Source organism: Propioniciclava tarda (genome assembly GCF_900182665.1).
In the GTDB taxonomy this organism is placed as follows: Bacteria; Actinomycetota; Actinomycetes; order Propionibacteriales; family Propionibacteriaceae; genus Propioniciclava; species Propioniciclava tarda.
In genome coordinates this window covers 248,626-267,300 of record NZ_FXTL01000002.1, presented here as the reverse complement: position 1 = coordinate 267,300, position 18,675 = coordinate 248,626, and the positions used below count along the sequence as shown (strand labels likewise).

Sequence of the window (18,675 nt, the reverse complement as noted above, 5' to 3'; positions counted from 1 at the left end):
TCGGTACACGCGGGGGGACTCTGCGTTTAACGGAGTCCGGGTCAGCGGGCAGCCCCCGAGAACGCTTCCTCGAACGCCCTCGCCGGGCTCTCGGACCGCGCGTTCTTGTGCGCGGTGGCGACCATCAGCTTGATCCGGTTGAGCTGGTTCACTTCGGACGCCCCGGGGTCGTAGTCGATCGAGACCACGTTCGCGCCCGGATAGAGCCGCCGGAGTTCCCGGAAGACGCCCTTGCCGACCACATGGTTCGGCAGGCAGGCGAAAGGCTGAGCACACACGATGTTGGGCGTCCCGGTCTCGATCAGCTCGATCATCTCGGCGACGAGCAACCACCCCTCACCGGCGGTGGTGCCCAGCGAGATGACCGTCTCGGCGCGTCGGGCCATCGAGTCGATGTCGGCCGGCACGGTGAACTTGCCCCGGCTGCGGGCCAGAGCCTTGTTGGCGGGGCGCAGGTACTGCTCGACCAGCCAGATCATGGCCTTCTGTCCCCGGACGCCTCCGGCGGTGCCGATGCCCAGCTTGTCGAGCCGCCAGCCGGACGAGTACATGCTCATCAGGAAGAAGTCGAGCAGCCCCGGCAGGACGGCCTCGCAGCCCTCGTTCTCGATGACCGCGACCGCGTGATTGTTCGCGTCCGGGGAGAACTTGACCAGGATCTCGCCGACGAGTCCGACCCGAGGCCGGCGTGGCTCGGCGGTGAGCGGCAGGGCGTCGAAGTCGGCCACGATGCTGTCCAGGATCCAGGAGTAGCCGATGCGTCGTTCCAGCGTGGGGGAGTAGCCCCCGTAGCTGAAGAACTCCTGGACGAGCTTGTCCCACCGTGCGTAGAGGGCGGTGGCGCTGCCCGGCACCAGCTCGTACGGCCGGACCCGCAGCAAGACGTTCTGCAGCAGGTCACCGATGACGAGGGCCTGGACGCCGCGATGAATCAGTGCGGGCGTCACCTTGAACCCGGGGGCCTCCTCGAGACCTTGCGCGCTCATGGCGAGCACGGGCACCTGATCGAAGCCAGCATCCCTCAGCCCCTTGCGGAGCATCCCGGCGTAGTTGGTGGCCCGGCACATGCCGCCGGTCTGGCTGATCACCACCGAGCTGTTCAGGGGATCCGCGCCGCCCGTGACGAACTTGTTGATGAGCTGACCGATCACCATGATCGCCGGGTAACACACGTCGTTGTTGACGTATTTCAGGCCGCACTCGGTGTCGTCGGCCGACGCGTGCTCCAGCAGCTGCACGTTGTAGCCGAGCCGATTGAAGATCGGCATGAACAGACGGAAGTGGATCGGCGCCATCTGCGGCGCGTACAGCGTGTGGTTCTTGCGCGCCTGCTTGGTGAACACCGGGAAGGGCGCCGGGGCGTGTTCGTCCGGCAGCGTCGAGACCTCCTCGGAACGGCGGCGCTCGGCGGTCGCCGCCTTCAGCGACCTCAGCCTGATCGTGGCGGCCCCCAGGTTGGACACCTCGTCGATCTTCAACACGGTGTAGACGTCGTCTGCGGCCTCGAGGATCTCTTGGACCTGATCCGACGTCACCGCGTCGATGCCGCAGCCGAACGAGTTCAGCTGGACGAGTTGCAAGGTGGGCGCGTCGCGCACAAAGGCGGCCGCCTCGTACAGCCGCGTGTGGTAGCTCCACTGATCGCGCACCCGCAGCGGACGCTCCACGCGAGGAACGCCGGCGACGGCGTCCTCGCTCAAGACCACCATGCCCAGCTGGCTGATCATCTCGGGGATGCCGTGATGGATCTCGGGGTCGACGTGGTACGGGCGTCCGGCGAGCACGATGCCCTTCGCGCCGTGCTCGACCAGGTAGTCGAGCGCGCGGCGTCCCTCGGCCCGGACGTCCTCCTTGAAGCGCAGGTCCTCGGCGTAGCCGAGGGCCACCGCCTCTCTGGCCTCGTCCAGGCTCACGTCGAAGTCCTCGAAGGTCTCGACGAGCCGCTCGGCGAGCTTGTCGGGGTTGGCAAGGTTCACGAACGGATCGAGGTAGCGGACGCCGGCCGCGCGCAGGGCATCCACGTTCTTGGCGAGCACTTGGGGGTAGAACGCGACGATCGGGCAGTTGAAGTTGTTGTCGGCGGCCTCGAACGCCTGCACCTCGTTCGTCACGCACGGATAGAAGATCGTGCGAATGCCCTTGTCGAGCAGCTGTTCGAGGTGGCCGTGCGCCAGCTTCGCCGGGTAGCAGACGTTCTCGGACGGGATCGACTCCATGCCTGACTCGAACACCTCGTGCGAGCTGCGACCGCTCAGCACGACCTTGAACCCGAGGTGCGTGAGGATCGTGAACCACAGCGGGTAGTTCTCGTACATGTTCAGCACGCGCGGGATGCCGATGGTGCCGCGCCGCGCGGCGGCGTCCGTCAGGCGCCGGTACGCGAAGACGCGCCGGTACTTGTAGTCGTAGAGGTTGGGGACGGTGCTCTTGCGCGGCACCGCCTCGTCGGACGCCCCCCGCTCGCACCGATTGCCCGAGACGTGCCGACTGCCGTCGCCGAAATTGCTGATGGTGAGGCCGCAGTGGTTGGCGCACAGCTTGCAGATCGTGCGTTCCGTGCTGAGCTCGAAGTGGTCGAGCTCGTGCAGGTCCATCAGCGTCGAGCGCTGCCCAGGCAGCCAGGCCCGCTTCGCGGTGAGGGCCGCCCCGTACGCGCCCATGTGCCCGGCGATGTCCGGCCGGACGACGTCAACGCCGGTCAACAGCTCGAAGGCCCTGAGCACGGCGTCGTTGAGGAACGTGCCCCCCTGGACGACGACACGGTCGCCCAGCTGGCCGGCGTCCCGCAGCTTGATGACCTTGTAGAGCGCGTTCCGGACGACGGAGTACGACAGGCCGGCGCTGATGTCGCCGACGTGGGCGCCCTCCTTCTGCGCCTGCTTGACCGACGAGTTCATGAAGACCGTGCAGCGCGAGCCCAGGTCGACAGGGTTCTCGGACCGCAGCGCGGCGCGCGCGAAGCTGGCGACGTCGGTGTTCATCGTCTGCGCGAACGTCTGGAGGAAGCTTCCGCAGCCCGAGCTGCACGCCTCGTTCACGGCGATGGAGTCGACGGCGCCGTTGCGGATGCGGAGGTACTTCATGTCCTGCCCGCCGATGTCGATCACGCTGGTGACGCCAGGGGCTACGCGTTCGGCGGCCCGATAGTGAGCCATGGTCTCGATCTCGCCGGAGTCGACCCGCAGCGCGGCCTGCACCAGCCCCTCGCCGTAGCCCGTGACGCAGGCTCGGGCGACGAAGGCGTCCGACGGGAGGTTCTGGCGGATGTTCCGGACGATGTCGACGGCGGCGGAGACGGGATCGCCCTGGTTGGAGGCGTAGTGGCTGAAGACGATCTCGTCGGCCTCGTTGAGCACGACGGCCTTGATCGTGGTCGAACCCGCGTCGATGCCGACGAAACACGGCCCGGACGCCGACGTCAGGTCGCCCTGCGGCACGCTCGCCTCGGCGTGGCGCGCCTCGAACTCGATCCGCTCGGCGTCCGAGGCGAACAGCGGACGCATGACCGAGGACAGCGTGGTGGCCTCCCGAGCGCCCGAACTCAGCGCCTCGCCCAGCTGGGGACAGGTCACGGTCAGCGGACGGCTCTCGGCGTCCATGCCGACACGCAGCCGACTCCGGTACCGGGCGGCGGCGAGCATCGCGGCGCCGAGGGCGACGTACAGCTGCGCATTTCTGGGAGTCGTGAAGGAGGTCACCTGCCCGGAGAGGGCCCGTTCGTAGGCCTTGCGCAGCTCGGGCAGGAAGTGCAGCGGCCCGCCCAGAAAGACCACGTTGCCCCGGATCGGGTGGCCGCAGGCGAGCCCCGCGATCGTCTGGGTGGCGACGGCCTGGAAGACGGACGCCGCCAGGTCGGTGTGGTCCGCGCCCTGGTTGAGCAGCGGCTGGACGTCCGACTTGGCGAAGACGCCGCAGCGGGACGCGATGGGGTAGAGGTGGGTGTAGTCGGCCGCGAGGTCGTTGAGGCCGGAGGCGTCCGTGTGGAGCAGGGTCGCCATCTGATCGATGAACGCTCCCGTGCCGCCGGCGCAGGTGCCGTTCATGCGCTGCTCCGGCACCGGCTTGAGGTAGGTGATCTTGGCGTCCTCACCGCCGAGCTCGATGACCACGTCGGCCTCGGGGTGGATCCGCTCGATGACCTCGGTGGCGGCGATGACCTCCTGGTAGAAGTCGACGCCCATCAGTTCGGAGACGTGCAGCCCGCCTGATCCGGTGACCCCGACCGTCATCGGCTCGTCGGTGAAGTGGCGGCGTACGTCCTCGATCAGGTCTCGCAACTCGCCGCGAACATCGGCATGGTGGCGTCGGTAGTCGCTGAACACGATGTCGTCGCCCGCCAACACGACGGCCTTGACCGTCGTCGAACCGATGTCCAGTCCGAGGGAGAGGGGTGGTGTCGCCATCTACGCTCCAGTAACCGAATGATCGTTCTAGTAACGCTACTCTAGTGCCCGAGCGCCGACAGGAGGAAACATGGCCGCGGCAAGTCCCTCCGAGCAGACCGGCCAACGCCGGTCCAAGCGGGATGCGATCGTGGAGGCCGCCGCGCGATTGATCCGGGCGGAAGGGGTGCATGCGGCGTCCATCTCAGAGTTGATCCGCGCCTCGGACGCCTCCGCCGGCACCATCTATCACCACTTCGCGAACAAGAACGACATCGTCGCGGCAGTCGCTCAGGCGGCCGTCGTGGACCCTCTCGAGCGGATGCTGTCGCAACGAGAGGCGACGGGCGCCAGCCCCGGCCAACTGCTCCGGATGATCGTCGGCGCGGTGATGGGCGGCGACGTCGAATCGGCTCTCATCGTCCAGCTGTGGGCGGGATCGTCGAGAGATCCGCACCTCAAGGAGATCGTGCGCAGCCGGATGGCTGCGGTCCACGAGGGCCTCACGCGCGAACTGGCCGCCTGGCTGCGCCTGCAGGGCGAACCGAACGCCGATGCGCGCGCTATCCACCTGGCGCACGTCACGATGGGCCAGGCCATGGGGCTGCTCGCCGAGCGCACGATCCTCACCGACCTCGATCGGGACGCCTACCTGGACGAGGCCGCCCGACTTCTGGACGCCGCGGCCAGCGTCGCCGCCTCCTAAAGACGCACACGGCGCCCGACCCCAAGGTCGGACGCCGCCGTCGATGGTCTGACTACGCGAGATCCTCGGGGGCCACGGACAGCGCCTTGACCTCGCCGAGCGCCGTGGACAGGTAGCGATCGCCGGAGTCCGGCAGCACGACGACGATCTGCTTGCCGGCATTCTCGGGACGCTTGGCGAGCTGAACGGCAGCGTGCAGGGCCGCACCGGACGAGATTCCGCCGAAGATGCCCTCGGTGATCGGCAGGCGGCGGGCCGCCGCGATGGCGTCCTCGCTCGTGACCGTCAGCACCTCGTCGTAGACGCCCGTGTTGAGCACCTCGGGGACGAAGCCTGCGCCGATGCCCTGGATCTTGTGCGGGCTGTGCGCGCCGCCATTGAGGACGGGCGACTCCGCCGGCTCGACGCCGACGACCTTGATCGCGGGGTTCTGCTCCTTCAGGTACTGGCCGGCGCCCGTGATGGTGCCGCCCGTGCCCACGCCGGAGACGAGGATGTCGACCGCGCCGTTCGTGTCGGCCCAAATCTCCGGGCCCGTCGTGGCGTAGTGGATCGCCGGGTTCGCGGGGTTGTTGAACTGGCCCAGGACGACCCCGCCGGGCGTCGCGTCACGGATGGCCTCGGCCTTGGCGATCGCGCCCTTCATGCCCTTCGCGCCGGGGGTCAAGACGACCTCGGCGCCGTAGAGCTGGACGAGGGCCCGGCGCTCCACGCTCATCGTCTCCGGCATGGTCAGGATCACCTTGTAGCCCTTGGCGGCGCCCACCAGGGCGAGCCCGATGCCGGTGTTGCCCGAGGTCGGCTCGATGATGACGCCGCCCGGCTGCAGGGCGCCCGACTTCTCGGCGTCCTCGATCATGGACGCCGCGATGCGCTCCTTCACGCAGCCGCCCGGGTTGAACGACTCGAGCTTGGCGACGATCTGGGCGCCCTCGACGCCGGCGTCCGCCGCGAAGCGGGAGACAGCGACGAGCGGGGTGCGGCCGATGAGATCGAGGACGGAGGAATGGACGGTCATGGTGATCCTTCTGTGTGGTGCTGGTGCGAAACGACCAACGCGACGGCGCTGGTGACGTGGGGGATGATCGGGGACGCGAACGGCGTCTGACTGAGGTGAACGGGTCGAAAATTGCGCGGTCAGCGACACATCGCGCTCGACACGTGACCGAAGTCCACGTGCCGGCGGAGGACCGGCGTCTCGTTCATATTTCAACCATACGCGACGCCGTGTCGCGATGTCGAGGCGTCTCAGGGCGTGGCGGCGCCGGGATAGCCCAGTTGGCGCCAAGCCTCGTAGACCGCGATCGCGGCGGCGTTGGCGAGGTTGAGCGAGCGGTTGTCAGGCCGCATCGGGATCCTGATGCGCTCGGTGACGCGCGCGTCCGCGAGCAAAGCGGGGGCCAGTCCCGTCGGCTCTGGGCCGAACAGCAGCACGTCGCCCGGGCGGTAGGCGATGTCGGAATGGGCAACCGTGGCGTGGGCGGTGAAGGCGAAGACGCGGGCGGGCAGCAGGGCGGCGTAGGCGTCCTCGAGGCTGTCGTGCACGAAGGTGACGGCCTTGTCGCGGTAGTCGACGCCGGCGCGGCGCAGCTTGGCGTCGTCGAGGTCGAAGCCCAGGGGCCGCGCCATGTGCAGTTCCGCCCCGGTGATGGCGGCCAGCCGCATGGTGGCGCCGGTGTTGTTGGGGATGCAGGGCGAGCAGAACAGAATCCGCAGGGGAGTCATCTCAGGTCGTCCTCACGTGATCGGGGTCGGGCCATGGCAGCGGGACGCCGCTGGTGAAGTACCGTTGCGTGCCGTCGACCGGGTCGGCGAAAGCCAGCCGCCGCGCGACCAGCTTCAGCGGCGTGCTGAAATCGGCAGGGTCGACGTCACGCACGGCGGGGTAGAGCGGGTCATCGACGATCGGGATACCGAGCGAGGCCAGGTGCAGCCGCAGCTGATGCGTCTTGCCGGTGTGCGGCGTGAGTCGGTAACGGCCGAACCGGCCGTTGGTCTCGACCAGTTCCACCAGGGTGGAAGAGTTGGGCTCACCGTCGACCAGCTCGGCTTGCAGGCGGCCCGTGGTCTTCTCGATCCGGCCCGTGACGGTCAGCGGGAACTGCACGGACGCCGTCGCCGGCGCGATCGCCTCGTAGGTCTTCTCTGCCTGACCGGACGAGAAGACGCCGGCATAGGGGGCGCGCCAGCGGCGTCCGATCGTGAGCACCAGGACCCCGGCGGTGAGCCGATCCAGCCGATGGGCGGGGGCGATCTCCTCCCACCCTGGCTGCTGACGAAGCTTCGCCACGACCGACTCGACGACGTGGATTCCGCGCGGGGTGGTCGCGAGAAAGTGCGGCTTGTCGACGACGACGATGCGCTCGTCGGCGAGGATGACTCGCAGGCGTCCAGGAACGGTCGCTTCGGCCAGAAAAGGTCGGTGAAACCAGACGAACGCGTTGGGCCGGTAGGGCTCGTCCGGACGCCAGGCGCGTCCGGTGCCATCGACGAAGCCCTCGCGGGCGAACTGGCCGTCGACATCGGCCTCGGTCGGCAGTCGGTCCAACAAGAAGTCGCGCATCGTGGTCCAGAGCGCGGTGTGGTCTGGACGGTTGTCCGGCGTGCGGACCCAGGACGCGTCCAGGCCTTGCTGGCGGGGCAACGGCGGCTTCGGCGGCACGGCGACTACGCCCGGTGCTGGGTGTCGCGTACGACCGTGGTCTGAAACACAGCCCGCACTGTACTCAGATGTCTCACACCGCCCGGAGGCGTCACCCCGGGGGTTAGAGTACGAACGCCCCTCATGCCGTGAAAGTCCGAGCACGGCCCCTTGTGGTGGGCAGAAGCAAGGACAGGGGGTAGCCGGTGTCGACGGTGACGGGGATGCCGCGGCGTGCGATCGTTCGGCCGAAGCGTCGCGCCTGGCGCTGGGTCGTGTCGATCCTGGCCGTGCTGCTCGTCGTGATCGCGGCCCTCGGCGGCTGGATCCTGAGCAGCGCCCAAAACGCGGTGGACAAGTCGATGAACGGCCAGGGTGGCTCCGCTATCGACATCTTGATGCCCAAGCCGTTGAACAACGAGGGCACCGGGCGCGTCAATGTGCTGATAACCGGCAACTCCTTCGACGACGAGGGACACCAGGGCGCCGCACTGACCGACAGCATCACCGTCGCGTCGATGGATCTGGTCAACAAGAAGATCACGCTGATCAGCATTCCGCGCGACATGTGGGTCGACTACAACGGCACGAAGATGAAGATCAACAACGTCTTCCCCGCGGCCGCCGGCGGTACCGCTGCTGCCGACGGGCTGGGTGACTGGCGCAAGGGGCTCGATGCCCTGGGCACCGTCGCCGAACGGATCACCGGCCTGCGGATCGATCAGAAAATTCTGGTCGGCTACACGGCCCTGAAAGACACGGTGGACGCCGTAGGCGGCATCGACGTCGACATCACCCAGACCGCCACCGACAAGCGGGGCATTTATGACGCCAACGTGCACCTGACGCTGCCGTATGCCGTCGTACACATCAATGGCGAGGACGCCTTGAAGCTGGCCCGAGCCCGCAACCACCCGATGCCCGGTGAAAAGCCCTACGGCATCGCCGATGGCGATTTCGGACGCGGACGCAATCAGCGCCTGATCATGGCGGCGTTGCAGACCAAGGCGAAGACCTCTCCGGCGCTCGCCAATCCGGCAGCGATCGTCGCCATCTTCGACTCGATCTCGACCAACGTGCGCACCGATTTGAGCGTCAGTCAGATCCGTCGCCTCTACGACATCGGCGCCGCAGCCGAGCCTCCCTCGAGCATCTCGGTCCGGGGCCCGCGCGACAAGTTGCTGATCACGGACTACACCAAGGGTGGAGTCGACGCGCTAGTCCCGATCGCCGGAACATTCGAGTACGAGGCGATCCAGAAGTACATCGAGACGACGCTCAAGGGCTGACGGGCCCGGTCGGCACGCCGGCGTCCTTCCGCGGCGGCACCCGCCGCGACCGCGCGCGGATGGCTTCGTGCCGATCGGTTTCCTCGTCGGCCGACAGGCCCGGACGCCGCAGGCGGTCGTAGTCGGAGAGAGGTCGCGGACCGGCCAGCACCCAGCGGACGACGTGCAGGTACCCGTTGGCGTCCGATTCGACGCGCCACCGCACCAGCGAGATCTCGCCGTTGACGATCTCCAGGCCGGTGACGTAGGCGTTGAAGGTGCAGGAGCCCGAGTTGAAGTAGGGGGTCTCGTCGGAGGCCGGGAACTTCGCTCGGTGGGTGTGGCCGCAGATCAGGGCGATGCCGTGCTCGCGAATCCACTTGACGTAGTTGCGTTCGACCTTGTGGCGCTTGAACGTGTTGCGGATCGGGCTCGACGGGCTGTGGATGCCGAACGCGTGCAGCCACTTCCAGAAGGCCCGGTAGGTCCACATCGTGAAGCGCCAGTTCTGGTCGTTGCTGAAGTCGCCCTGGTGTCCGTGGACGACGAGCACCTCCTGGCCGGTGTCGCGGTCGCGCAGCAGCAGCGACTCGTGCACCTCGAGCCCGGGCAGCAGAGGCTCCAGCTCGCCGGTCTGCGGGTTCTGCGCCTGGAAAAGGGTCTGCCGGACGTAGCGCGGATCGGCCAGCTGGGCGTCATGGTTGCCGAACAGGCGCAGGTAGCGGCCGAGCGCGTGGAACTCGCGGAGGCGTCCGTAGACAATGCCGTGGGCGCGGACGATGTGTCGGACGTGCGGGAACTCCCACAGGTCCTCGGTGTCGCCCAGCTCGACCAAGGTGAAGCCCTCGTCCAGGTAGTGGGTGAGGGCATGCGTGACGATCACCTTGTTCTTGGCGAACTCGTCGGCGTTGGACCCGTCCCCGCGGTGCTGGTCGCTCAGAAACACCAGCTTCGTGGCGCGGTCGACCTCGACCACGTGGGCGCGGTCGTAGGCGGCGGACAGCCGGTCCTGGGTCTTCATGGCAGCTTCACGCTCCGTCTCGAGAGGGGCCAACGGTCTGAACCGCCGAGCCTAGGCGACGCCCGGCCAGTAGCAAGGCACCGCCTTACCGGACGCGCCTGGCCCCCGGTCCGGGCACTGCGCTGAGGAAGGCCGGGCGCGTCCAGCCGCGGGCGTCGAAGGCTGCCTGGACGCCCCGGGCCACGGCCGCCTCGTCGCCGGCGCGGATCAGCGCGATGGCCGAGCCCCCGAAGCCCCCGCCGGTCATCCGGGCGCCGAGCGCTCCCGCCGCGCGGGCGGCGTCCACGGCGGCGTCCAGTTCGGGGCAGCTCACCGCGTAGTCGTCGCGCAGCGAGTCGTGCGAGGCGTCCAACAGGGCGCCGATGGCGTCGGGACGGTCGGCGTCCAGCAGCCGCGCCACGGCCTTCACGCGCTCGATCTCGGTGACGACGTGGCGGACGCAGCGGCGCTCCCAGTCGTCGGCCAGCGCCGTGAGCGCGGCGTCCAGGTCGGTCACCTCGCGTAGGGTCTGGACGCCGAGGCGGGCCGCGGCCGCCTCGCAGGCCGCGCGGCGGCGTCCGTATTGGCCGTCGCCCAAGGCGTGGGCCGCCCGCGTGTCGATCACGAGCAATTCGAGCCCGGCCGCGGCCAGGTCGAACGGGAGCAGTCGGGTCGTCGAGTCGCGGCAGTCGAGCAGCAAGGCGTGCCCGGACGCGCCACGCAGCGACGTGGCCTGGTCCATGCCGCCGGTCGGGGCGCCGGCGACCTCGTTTTCGGCCTTCACGCAGATGGACGCCAGCGCGGCCCGTCCGGCGTCACCGCGGGCGGCGTAGCCGCAGCCGAAGAGTTCGTCCAGGGCCAGCGCGACCGCGCACTCGATCGCTGCCGAACTCGACAGCCCGGCACCCAGCGGCACGCACGAGTCGATCGCGGCCTCGAAGCCGCCCACGGCGCAGCCGGCCTCCCGCAGCGCCCAGGCCGGACCCGCCGCGTAGGCCGCCCAGGAGCTCACGGCCCCCGGCGCGATCGAGGAAACCGGATCCTCCCAGACGGCCTCGGGGTCCAGGGACGACACCAGCCTCACCACGTCGTCGTCGCGGCGCCGCACGGCGGCGAACGTCGCGTGGGGCAGGGCCAGCGGCAGGCAGAGTCCGCCGTTGTAGTCGACGTGCTCGCCGATCAGGTTGACGCGTCCGGGGGCGGCCCAGACCCCGTCCGGCTCCGCCTCAAAGGTGGCGCGGAACAGGTCCGCCGCTCGGGCCGCGCCTTCGGCGTCCGACCAAGCCGTGATGGTGTGCACCTCGCCTCGCTTCCGTGTCGCTGGTGGTCGATAACCTAGCCGGACCACCGGCCAGGAAGCGACGCGCCCATGACCATCTCCACGAGGCTGTGCCTGCACGCCGCGGACGTGACCCTCGTCCTGGATGCGCCAGCCGGTCAGCTGCCGGCCGTCCTGCATTGGGGCGCCGCTCTCGGCGAGCTGTCCGAAGCCGACACCGCCGCGCTGGCCGCCTGCCAGACCCCGCCGATCATCCCGAACGGCCCCGACGCCCCGGTCCGGGTGGCGCTCGTCCCCGAGGGGCGCACCGGCTGGCAGGGGCGTCCGGGGCTGTCGGGCTCGCGCGACGGACGCGACTGGACGCCCCACTGGGTGCTGTCGGGCGTCACCATCGACGGCGCACCCGCGCCCGAGCACGCCAACCTCGGCCCCTGCCTGGTCGTCTTCGAGGCGGCGGACGCCGACGCCTCGCTAGGCCTGACGATCGAGGTGGAGCTGCTGGCATCAGGACTGGTCCGGGCCCGCGCGGCGGTGCAGAACACCGGCGACGAGGACTACCGCGTGGACGAGTTGCTGGTCGCCTTCCCGGTGCCGATGCGGGCCCGCGAGATCCTCGACTTCGCCGGGCGCTGGACCAAGGAGCGCGTCCCCCAGCGGACGACCCTGCAGGTCGGCACCCACTGGCGCGAGGCACGACACGGCCGCACGGGCGCTGACTCGGCCTTCGTCCTGCACCTGGGGGCACCCGGGTTCGGCTTCGCCGACGGCGAGCTGTGGGCGGTCCACACGGCGTGGTCCGGCAACCACGTCCACTACGCCGAGCGGCTGGCGTCCGGCGATCAAGTCGTCGGCGGGGGAGAGCTGCTGCTGCCAGCCGAGGGCACGGTCGCGCCCGGGGCGTCCTATCGAGGGCCGTGGGTCTACGCGAACTACGGCGTCGGACTAGACGCCGTCGCGCGGCGGTTCCACCGGACGCTCCGCTCGCGTCCGGAGCACCCGGATGTGCGGCGTCCGGTCACCCTCAACGTCTGGGAGGCCGTCTACTTCGACCACGATCTCGACCGGCTGGTCGCGCTGGCCGAGCGGGCGGCGTCCATCGGCGTCGAGCGGTTCGTCCTCGACGACGGCTGGTTCGGCGGACGCCGCGACGATCACCGCGGCCTCGGCGACTGGTTCGTGTCCCCGGACGCGTGGCCCCATGGCCTGCACCCCCTCACCGACAAGGTGACCGCGCTCGGCATGCAGTTCGGGCTTTGGTTCGAGCCCGAGATGGTCAACATCGACAGCGACGTGGCCCGCGCCCATCCCGAGTGGATCATGCAGCCGTCCGGACGCCTCCCCGTCGAGTCCCGCTTCCAGCAGGTCCTCAACATCGGCCTCCCGGACGCCTACGCCTACGTCCGCGACCGCATGCTCGCCTTGCTGGACGAATACCCGATCGCCTACATCAAGTGGGACCACAACCGCGACCTGGTCGACGCCGGATCCGCGCCGACGGGCGTGCCCGGCGTGCATCGCCAGACCCAGGCTTACTACCGGCTGCTGGACGAGCTCAAGGCCGCCCACCCCGGCCTGGAGATCGAATCGTGCAGCTCGGGCGGGGCCCGCATCGACCTGGAGGTCATGAGCCGCTGTGACCGCGTCTGGGTGAGCGACTGCATCGACCCGCTGGAGCGGCAGTCGATGATGCGCTGGACGACCCAGCTGCTTCCGCCCGAGTTGCTCGGCTCGCACATCGCGTCCGGCCGGTCGCACACCACCGGACGCCAGCACGACCTCGCCTTCCGCGCCGCGACGGCCGTCTGGGGCCACCTGGGCATCGAGTGGGACCTGACGGCGGCGTCCGCCGAGGAACTGGCCGAACTGACCGACTGGATCGCCTGGTTCAAGGAGAACCGCGCGACGCTGTTGGGTGGCGACCTGGTGCGCGTCGACGTGTCGGACGCCGGCCTGATCGTCCACGGCGTCGTGACCAGCGAGCGGGGCCTCTACGAGGTCTGCTCGACCACCCTCCCGGACGTCGCCAACCTCGGACGCATCGTGCTGCCGGGCCTGGACGCCGACGCGCGCTACCGCGTCCGGCTGGTGCGCCAGCCGGCCGCGCTGCCGCTGCCGATGCGGGCGCCGTGGTCGTTCGACCCCGACGGGGTGGTTCTCAGCGGACGCGTCCTCGCGCGGGCCGGCGTCCGACTGCCCTACCTGCCGCCTGAGCAGTCCTTCATCATCGAGGCGACGCGGGTGTGAGGCAGATCGACGGCAGCGCGAACCAGCGCAGGTCGTCGAAGTCGGCGTCGACGGACGCCGGGGCGTCCAGCTGCTCCGACGCCGCGGCGAACACCTGGCGCGCCTGCTCCAGGTAGCCCGCGAGCACCTCGACCCCGGCGGTCGTGTCGTGCAGCGGATAGGTCATCGCCCCATCCGCGGCGTACGTGACCTGGGCCAGGCGCAGCGGCGGCTCCGCGGTGCCGCTGCGGTGGTGCCACAGCCCCGAGTGCGCGTCGAAGGTGTAGTCGGGCAGGAGCTTGTAGCCCTCGCGCGCGACCAACGCGACGGCCTCGATGATGTAATCGGTCACCGCCTCGTCGACGAAGTAGTTGAAGTTGACCCGCACCCAGCCGGGCTTGATGCCCTCACAGCCGTCGGCGATGCGCCGCTCGAACGCGTGCGACCTCTCCAGGCCGATGCCCAGCAGGCGGTGGCCGTACGGGCCGGCGCATGAGCAGCCGCCGCGCGTCTGGATGCCGAAGAGGTCGTTGAGCAACGAGACGACGAAGTTGTGGTGCAGGTAGCTGCCGTCCGGCGCCTTGATGATGAACGACACGATCGACAGCCGCTCGGCGGCGATGTTGCCGAGGATCTGCGCGTTCGGCTCCCGCAGCCAGGCCGTGACCGCCCGGTTGAGGAGGGCGTCCTCGCGCTCCTTGATCAGGTCGGTGCCGACGGCCTCCTTCAGCTGGAAGACCAGCCCCGCCCTGATCGACTCGATGATCGCCGGAGTCCCGCCCTCCTCGCGATGCACCGGGTCGTCCAGGTAGCGGTGCTCGCTCGGGTTCACGTAGATCACGGTGCCGCCGCCGGGGGCGTCCGGGACGCGGTTGCGCAGCAACTCCTTGCGCACGACGAGCAGGCCGGGCGTCCCGGGTCCGCCGATGAACTTGTGGGGGCTGACGAAGATGGCGTCCAGGTACGAGTCCGGACGCCCCGGCGCGGCGGACACGTTGATGGCGACGTAGGGGCCGCAGGCCGCGAAGTCCCACAGGGACAAAGCGCCGTGCTCGTGCAGCAGTTCGGCGATGCCGCGAACGTCCGACTTGATGCCCGTCACGTTGGACGCCGCCGAGAACGACCCGATCTTCAACGGGCGATCGGCGAACCGCTCGAGTTCGGTGCGCAGGTGGGCCTGGTCGATGTGGCCGTCGGGGTCCTCATGGATCGTGACCACGTCGGCGATCGACTCGCGCCACGGCAGCTCGTTGGAGTGGTGCTCGAAGGGCCCGATGAAGACGACCGGACGGTCGGCGTCCGGAATCTGCTGGGAGAAGCCGTACCTGTCGTCGAGTTGGCAGGGCAGCCGCAGGCCGAGGATGCCGACCATCTTGTTGATGGCGGCCGTGCTGCCGGCCCCGCAGAAGATCACGGCGGTGGACTCGTCGCCGCCCACGCAGTCGCGGATCAGCCGGCGGGCGTCCTCGCGCAGGCGCGTGGTCTGCAGGCCCGTCCCGGACGCCTCCGTGTGCGTGTTGGCGTACCGCGGCAGCACCTCGGCGCGGATGAAGTCCTCGATGAAGTCGAGCGAGCGTCCGGACGCCGTGTAGTCGGCGTAGGTCACGCGGCGCGGGCCGTACGGGCCGGGCATCACCTGGTCGTCGCCGATGACCCCCGCGCGAACGCGTTCGAGCAGAGCGGCGGACATGATCGGGTTCGTCACGGGCTCACTGTAAGACGACGCGTTCGGCGTCGCAGTGGGCGAACTGCACCCTCTCGGCGCCGAGATGCAGGCGTGATGCACTCCCCGCGGCACTGAGCAACGCCCCAGCCCCCAGGCTCAGGCTTGGGGGTCCGCCGCTTCGGTGACGGCGTGCACCACGGGATCCTCGTCATCGGACAAGCCGAACGCGGTGCCGCCGCCGAGCGTGGCCAGCATCTGCCGGACGTTCGTCAGCTGCGCCGAGATCGCGTCGCGCCGCTGCGTGGCCGCGACGAGCTCACGCTCGGAGTCGCGACGGATGCGGTCCGCCTGGGAGCGTGCGGTGCCGACGACATCGGACGCCTCGCCCTTGGCGGCGTCCAGGATGGCGCTGGCCTGCTCCTGGGCCTGCGCCAGGATGCGGGCGGCCTCGGCCTCGGCTGCGTCCCGCCGCTCGATGGCGGCGGCCAGCTGCTCGGCATGGCTCGCGTGCTGCGCCTCGAACTCGCGCGCAGCGTCGTCGCGGCGTCCGGCGAGCGTCTTTTCGAAGTCGGCGGCGGCCGCGGTGGCCCGCTGCTGCTGCTGCTCGTAGACCGCCTCGGCCTCCTCGCGACGGGCGGACGACTCGCGGTCAGCGTGGTCCAGTTGCTCGTCGGCGTGCCTGCGCGCGTTCTCGACCAGGCGCGCGGCCTCGGCCTGCGACGACGACGCCAGGTCGGACGCCTCACGCTCGGCCTTCTCGGTCATGGCGGACGCCTTGGCAGCGGCGTCGCTGAGCAGGGCGTCGGCGTCCGCCTGCGCCTTGGTGCGCAGTGCCTGCGCCTCCTTCTCCGCCAGCGACAGGATGCGTCCGATCGTGGTGCCGAACTCCTCGTACGACGGTCGCCCCACGGTGGCCAGCTGCTCCTCGAGCTCGGCCACCCGCGCGACGACGGCGGCGTGCTGCGTCTTCAGATCGGACGCCTCCGCCTTGGCCTTCTGCAGCTCGACGTTGACGCGTCCGACCTCGTCGTTGCTGTCGGCGACGGCCTTGCGCAGCTGCGCAAAGGCCGGATCGACGTCGAGCGGGTCGTAGCCACGGAAGGCGGTCTTGAAGGGCGTGTCGGTCATGCGGGCTCTCCTGCCTGGTCGTTTGGAGTGTTGGTGCCGGACACGGCGAGTCCTTCGATGACCCCGCGCAGGTGTCCGAGCTGTCCGGTGATGGCACTGCGGCGGTCGGCGAGGGCCGCGACTTCGTCGCGCGCCCGCTGCAGCTGGGCCTTGGCCTCGGCCCGGATGGCGTCGGCGTCCGATCTGGCGGAGGACAAGACCCCGACCGCCTCGTCCCGGATGGCCCGGGTCGAGTCGAACGCGTCCTGCTGCATCTTCGCCAGGTCGGCGGTCGTCTGCTCGCGCACCTGGCGTGCCAGGTCCTCGGCGTCAGCGACGCGACGGTCGGCGCGGGCGATGGTGGCCTCGGCCTTGTCCAGCGCCTCAGCGATGATCCGCTCCGACTCGGCGGCTGCGTGCCTCTTCGTCTCGGACGCCTCGGCTTGGGCTGCCTCGAGCACCGCGGACGCGCGGGTGCGCAGGTGCTCTCCCTCGGCCCGCAGGGCCGCCGCGTCGGCGCGGGCTGCCGCGGCCAGGTTGGCGACGGCGGCCCGGGTCGCCTGCCGGATCTCGACCACCCGGGCATGCGCCGCCGCGCGCGCCTCGGCCCGCAGGTGGGCGATGTCGTCGTCGGTCTGGGCGAGCAGCGTCCGGACGGTGGCCTGCGTCCACGACAGCTGCTCGCCAGCGGACGCCAACGTGGCGTCCGCGCGGGCCTGGGCGTCGTCGAGGAGCCCGGTCGCGTGCGCCTCCGCGGCCGCGCGGTGTTCAGCGGCCTCAGCCGCGGCGCGGACGCGCAGTTCCTCGGCGTCCCGGATGGTCGCCTCGGCCTCGGTGCGGGCCGTGGTCAGCAGCGTGTCTGCCTCGCTCGCCGCCTGCGTGGAGCGATCCGCCACCAGGGTCTCGAGCGCGGTCATCCGCTCGGCGTGCGCCCCGGCCCATTCTTCTTCGCGGCGGGCGATATCGGCGTTGTGCAGTGCGGACGCGTCATCCAGGCGAGACACGTGCTGAGCGTGCTCGTCGGCCACCTGCGCCCGGACTCGCTCGGCGTCGGCCTGGGCCTTCGACAGCAGCTCGGCGGCCTCAGCGCGCGCCTTCTCCAGCGCCTGGTTCGCAGCGGTCTCCACCGATGCGCGGAGGATCGCAGCCTGGGCCGAGGCGTCCGAGATGAGGTTGTGGGCGTCGGCGCGCGCGGAGTCCAGGGTCGCCGTCGACTCGGCCAGGGACGCGTGAGCCTTGGCCAGCGCAGCGTCCGCCTCAGCCTGCTGCCGCTGGGCGCGCGCGACCGTGGCGGACGCCTCGGCCTGGGCCTCCTGCTGCAGCCGCTCGGCCATCAACTGAGCCCGGTGCAGCAGGTCGGTGACGCGCCGCGTGTCGTCGCTTCCGTCGACCGTGACGTGCGCCTGAACTTCCTCCTGCATGGGCACATTGTGAAGCTCCGGACAGCCCCGCGCCAATCGGTGTCCAGCGCCCCTTGAGAGCCTGGCTGGACGGCCCCGCGCGATCTCCTAGCCTTACCTGCGTGCTGATTCTTCTGCCGCCGTCGGAGGGCAAGGCGGCGCCGCCGCGGGGCCGTTCGCTCGACCTCGGCGCGCTGTCCCAACCGGTCCTTTCGGACGCCCGTCGTCGCGTCCTGGACGCGCTGCGGACGGCGTCCGCAGGCCCGGACGCCCTCACGACCCTGAAGGTCGGCCTGTCGCTGGCGGCGGAGGTCCGGGCGAACCTCGACCTCGACGGGGCGCCGTGCGCGCCGGCGTCCCGCATCTACACCGGCGTCCTGTTCGACGCCTTGTCCTACGCGACGTTGAGCGAAGCCGGACGCCGCCGCGCCCGTGAGTCGGTGCTGATCTTCTCGGCGGCCTTCGGAGTGCTTCGGCTGGACGATCGCCTCCCGGCCTACCGCCTCTCCGGGGACGTCGCCCTGCCCGACATCGGACGCCTCGGCCCCTTCTGGAACCCGCTCCTGACCGCGGCCTTGGAGGCGCGCCGGGACGGGCAGCTGGTGATCGACTGCCGGTCAGCTACGTACCAGCCGTTCTGGACGCCGTCCGGCGCCTGGCCGGTCCGCGTGTTCCGTGAGGTCGGCGGCCAACGCTCCGTCGTTTCACACCTGGCCAAGCACGCCCGAGGCCTGTTGGCGCGAGCCCTCTGCGAGGCCCCGCGCGCCCCCCGGACGCCCGAGCAGGCGGCTGCCGCGGCGTCCGCCTGGTTCGACACGCACGAGGTACGGACTGCCGCGGGAGTCGTCCAGCGCGTGCGCATCGAACTGACCCCGCGTTCACTCGACGTGATCACCGACTGAACCTCAGCGCAGCCGACACGCATCCGGTGACGTGTCGGGGGGCGACGGGTCGCGATAGCCTCGTGGGACCGGTGTGGACCCGGGTCGTCGACAGCCAAGGA

The 18,675-nt window shown here is 70.1% G+C and carries 13 protein-coding genes; 4 read left to right on the top strand and 9 right to left on the bottom strand.

Going from position 1 to position 18,675, the window contains the following annotated elements; translation table 11 throughout:
• Positions 1-41: 41 nt before the first annotated feature.
• A complete protein-coding gene (locus FN821_RS03130) occupies positions 42-4,403 on the bottom strand; it encodes an acyl-CoA dehydratase activase-related protein (RefSeq protein WP_131171092.1) in 4,362 nt (1,453 codons plus the stop codon).
• Between the two features lie 70 nt (positions 4,404-4,473).
• On the opposite strand from FN821_RS03130, the gene FN821_RS03125 reads away from it, so the two are divergent.
• Positions 4,474-5,088, top strand: coding sequence for a TetR/AcrR family transcriptional regulator (locus tag FN821_RS03125; protein WP_131171091.1), 615 nt, complete (start codon positions 4,474-4,476; stop codon positions 5,086-5,088).
• 52 nt (positions 5,089-5,140) lie between these two features.
• Here FN821_RS03125 and cysK read toward each other — a convergent pair whose 3' ends face one another.
• The 3 genes from cysK to FN821_RS03110 form a co-directional block, all read right to left on the bottom strand.
• The gene (cysK, locus tag FN821_RS03120; RefSeq protein WP_131171090.1) at positions 5,141-6,106 is read right to left on the bottom strand and encodes a cysteine synthase A; all 966 of its coding nucleotides are present in this window, start codon (positions 6,104-6,106) and stop codon (positions 5,141-5,143) included.
• 230 nt (positions 6,107-6,336) lie between these two features.
• Positions 6,337-6,813, bottom strand: a complete 477-nt coding sequence (locus tag FN821_RS03115) for a tRNA (cytidine(34)-2'-O)-methyltransferase (RefSeq protein WP_131171089.1) — start codon at positions 6,811-6,813, stop codon at positions 6,337-6,339.
• A gap of 1 nt (position 6,814) precedes the next feature.
• A complete protein-coding gene (locus FN821_RS03110; protein WP_131171088.1) occupies positions 6,815-7,750 on the bottom strand; it encodes a pseudouridine synthase in 936 nt (311 codons plus the stop codon).
• Positions 7,751-7,953: 203 nt separating this feature from the next.
• On the opposite strand from FN821_RS03110, the gene FN821_RS03105 reads away from it, so the two are divergent.
• On the top strand, positions 7,954-9,018 hold the full coding sequence (locus FN821_RS03105) for an LCP family protein (protein ID WP_131171087.1): 1,065 nt from the start codon (positions 7,954-7,956) through the stop codon (positions 9,016-9,018).
• On the opposite strand, the gene FN821_RS03100 is transcribed toward FN821_RS03105, so the two are convergent.
• Positions 9,008-10,018, bottom strand: coding sequence for a metallophosphoesterase family protein (locus FN821_RS03100; protein WP_131171086.1), 1,011 nt, complete (start codon positions 10,016-10,018; stop codon positions 9,008-9,010). The genes FN821_RS03105 and FN821_RS03100 overlap by 11 nt on opposite strands.
• Before the next feature lie 85 nt (positions 10,019-10,103).
• On the bottom strand, positions 10,104-11,297 hold the full coding sequence (galK, locus tag FN821_RS03095) for a galactokinase (RefSeq protein ID WP_280525916.1): 1,194 nt from the start codon (positions 11,295-11,297) through the stop codon (positions 10,104-10,106).
• A gap of 69 nt (positions 11,298-11,366) precedes the next feature.
• Here galK and FN821_RS03090 point away from each other — a divergent pair, with 69 nt between their 5' ends.
• On the top strand, positions 11,367-13,520 hold the full coding sequence (locus tag FN821_RS03090; RefSeq protein WP_131171084.1) for an alpha-galactosidase: 2,154 nt from the start codon (positions 11,367-11,369) through the stop codon (positions 13,518-13,520).
• On the opposite strand, the gene FN821_RS03085 is transcribed toward FN821_RS03090, so the two are convergent.
• From FN821_RS03085 to FN821_RS03075, 3 genes are all read right to left on the bottom strand, one after another.
• A complete protein-coding gene (locus tag FN821_RS03085; RefSeq protein WP_241660067.1) occupies positions 13,498-15,204 on the bottom strand; it encodes an aminotransferase class V-fold PLP-dependent enzyme in 1,707 nt (568 codons plus the stop codon). The two genes, FN821_RS03090 and FN821_RS03085, sit on opposite strands and share 23 nt — an antisense overlap.
• A 117-nt stretch (positions 15,205-15,321) precedes the next feature.
• The gene (locus FN821_RS03080; protein WP_131171083.1) at positions 15,322-16,293 is read right to left on the bottom strand and encodes a coiled-coil domain-containing protein; all 972 of its coding nucleotides are present in this window, start codon (positions 16,291-16,293) and stop codon (positions 15,322-15,324) included.
• On the bottom strand, positions 16,290-17,693 hold the full coding sequence (locus tag FN821_RS03075) for a coiled-coil domain-containing protein (protein WP_131171082.1): 1,404 nt from the start codon (positions 17,691-17,693) through the stop codon (positions 16,290-16,292). The genes FN821_RS03080 and FN821_RS03075 overlap by 4 nt, the downstream gene beginning before the upstream one ends.
• Before the next feature lie 101 nt (positions 17,694-17,794).
• On the opposite strand from FN821_RS03075, the gene FN821_RS03070 reads away from it, so the two are divergent.
• Positions 17,795-18,574 (top strand): YaaA family protein, encoded by a 780-nt coding sequence (locus FN821_RS03070; protein ID WP_165489219.1) that lies wholly within the window; start codon positions 17,795-17,797, stop codon positions 18,572-18,574.
• Positions 18,575-18,675 lie beyond the last annotated feature (101 nt).

Coding starts and splice junctions, on each gene's coding strand:
- FN821_RS03080 (WP_131171083.1), bottom strand. CDS start 16,293: ATGACCGACACGCCCTTCAAGACCGCCTTCCGTGGCTACGACCCGCTC.
- cysK (WP_131171090.1), bottom strand. CDS start 6,106: ATGACCGTCCATTCCTCCGTCCTCGATCTCATCGGCCGCACCCCGCTC.
- FN821_RS03100 (WP_131171086.1), bottom strand. CDS start 10,018: ATGAAGACCCAGGACCGGCTGTCCGCCGCCTACGACCGCGCCCACGTG.
- FN821_RS03115 (WP_131171089.1), bottom strand. CDS start 6,813: ATGACTCCCCTGCGGATTCTGTTCTGCTCGCCCTGCATCCCCAACAAC.
- FN821_RS03105 (WP_131171087.1), top strand. CDS start 7,954: ATGCCGCGGCGTGCGATCGTTCGGCCGAAGCGTCGCGCCTGGCGCTGG.
- FN821_RS03075 (WP_131171082.1), bottom strand. CDS start 17,693: ATGCAGGAGGAAGTTCAGGCGCACGTCACGGTCGACGGAAGCGACGAC.
- FN821_RS03125 (WP_131171091.1), top strand. CDS start 4,474: ATGGCCGCGGCAAGTCCCTCCGAGCAGACCGGCCAACGCCGGTCCAAG.
- FN821_RS03130 (WP_131171092.1), bottom strand. CDS start 4,403: ATGGCGACACCACCCCTCTCCCTCGGACTGGACATCGGTTCGACGACG.
- FN821_RS03090 (WP_131171084.1), top strand. CDS start 11,367: ATGACCATCTCCACGAGGCTGTGCCTGCACGCCGCGGACGTGACCCTC.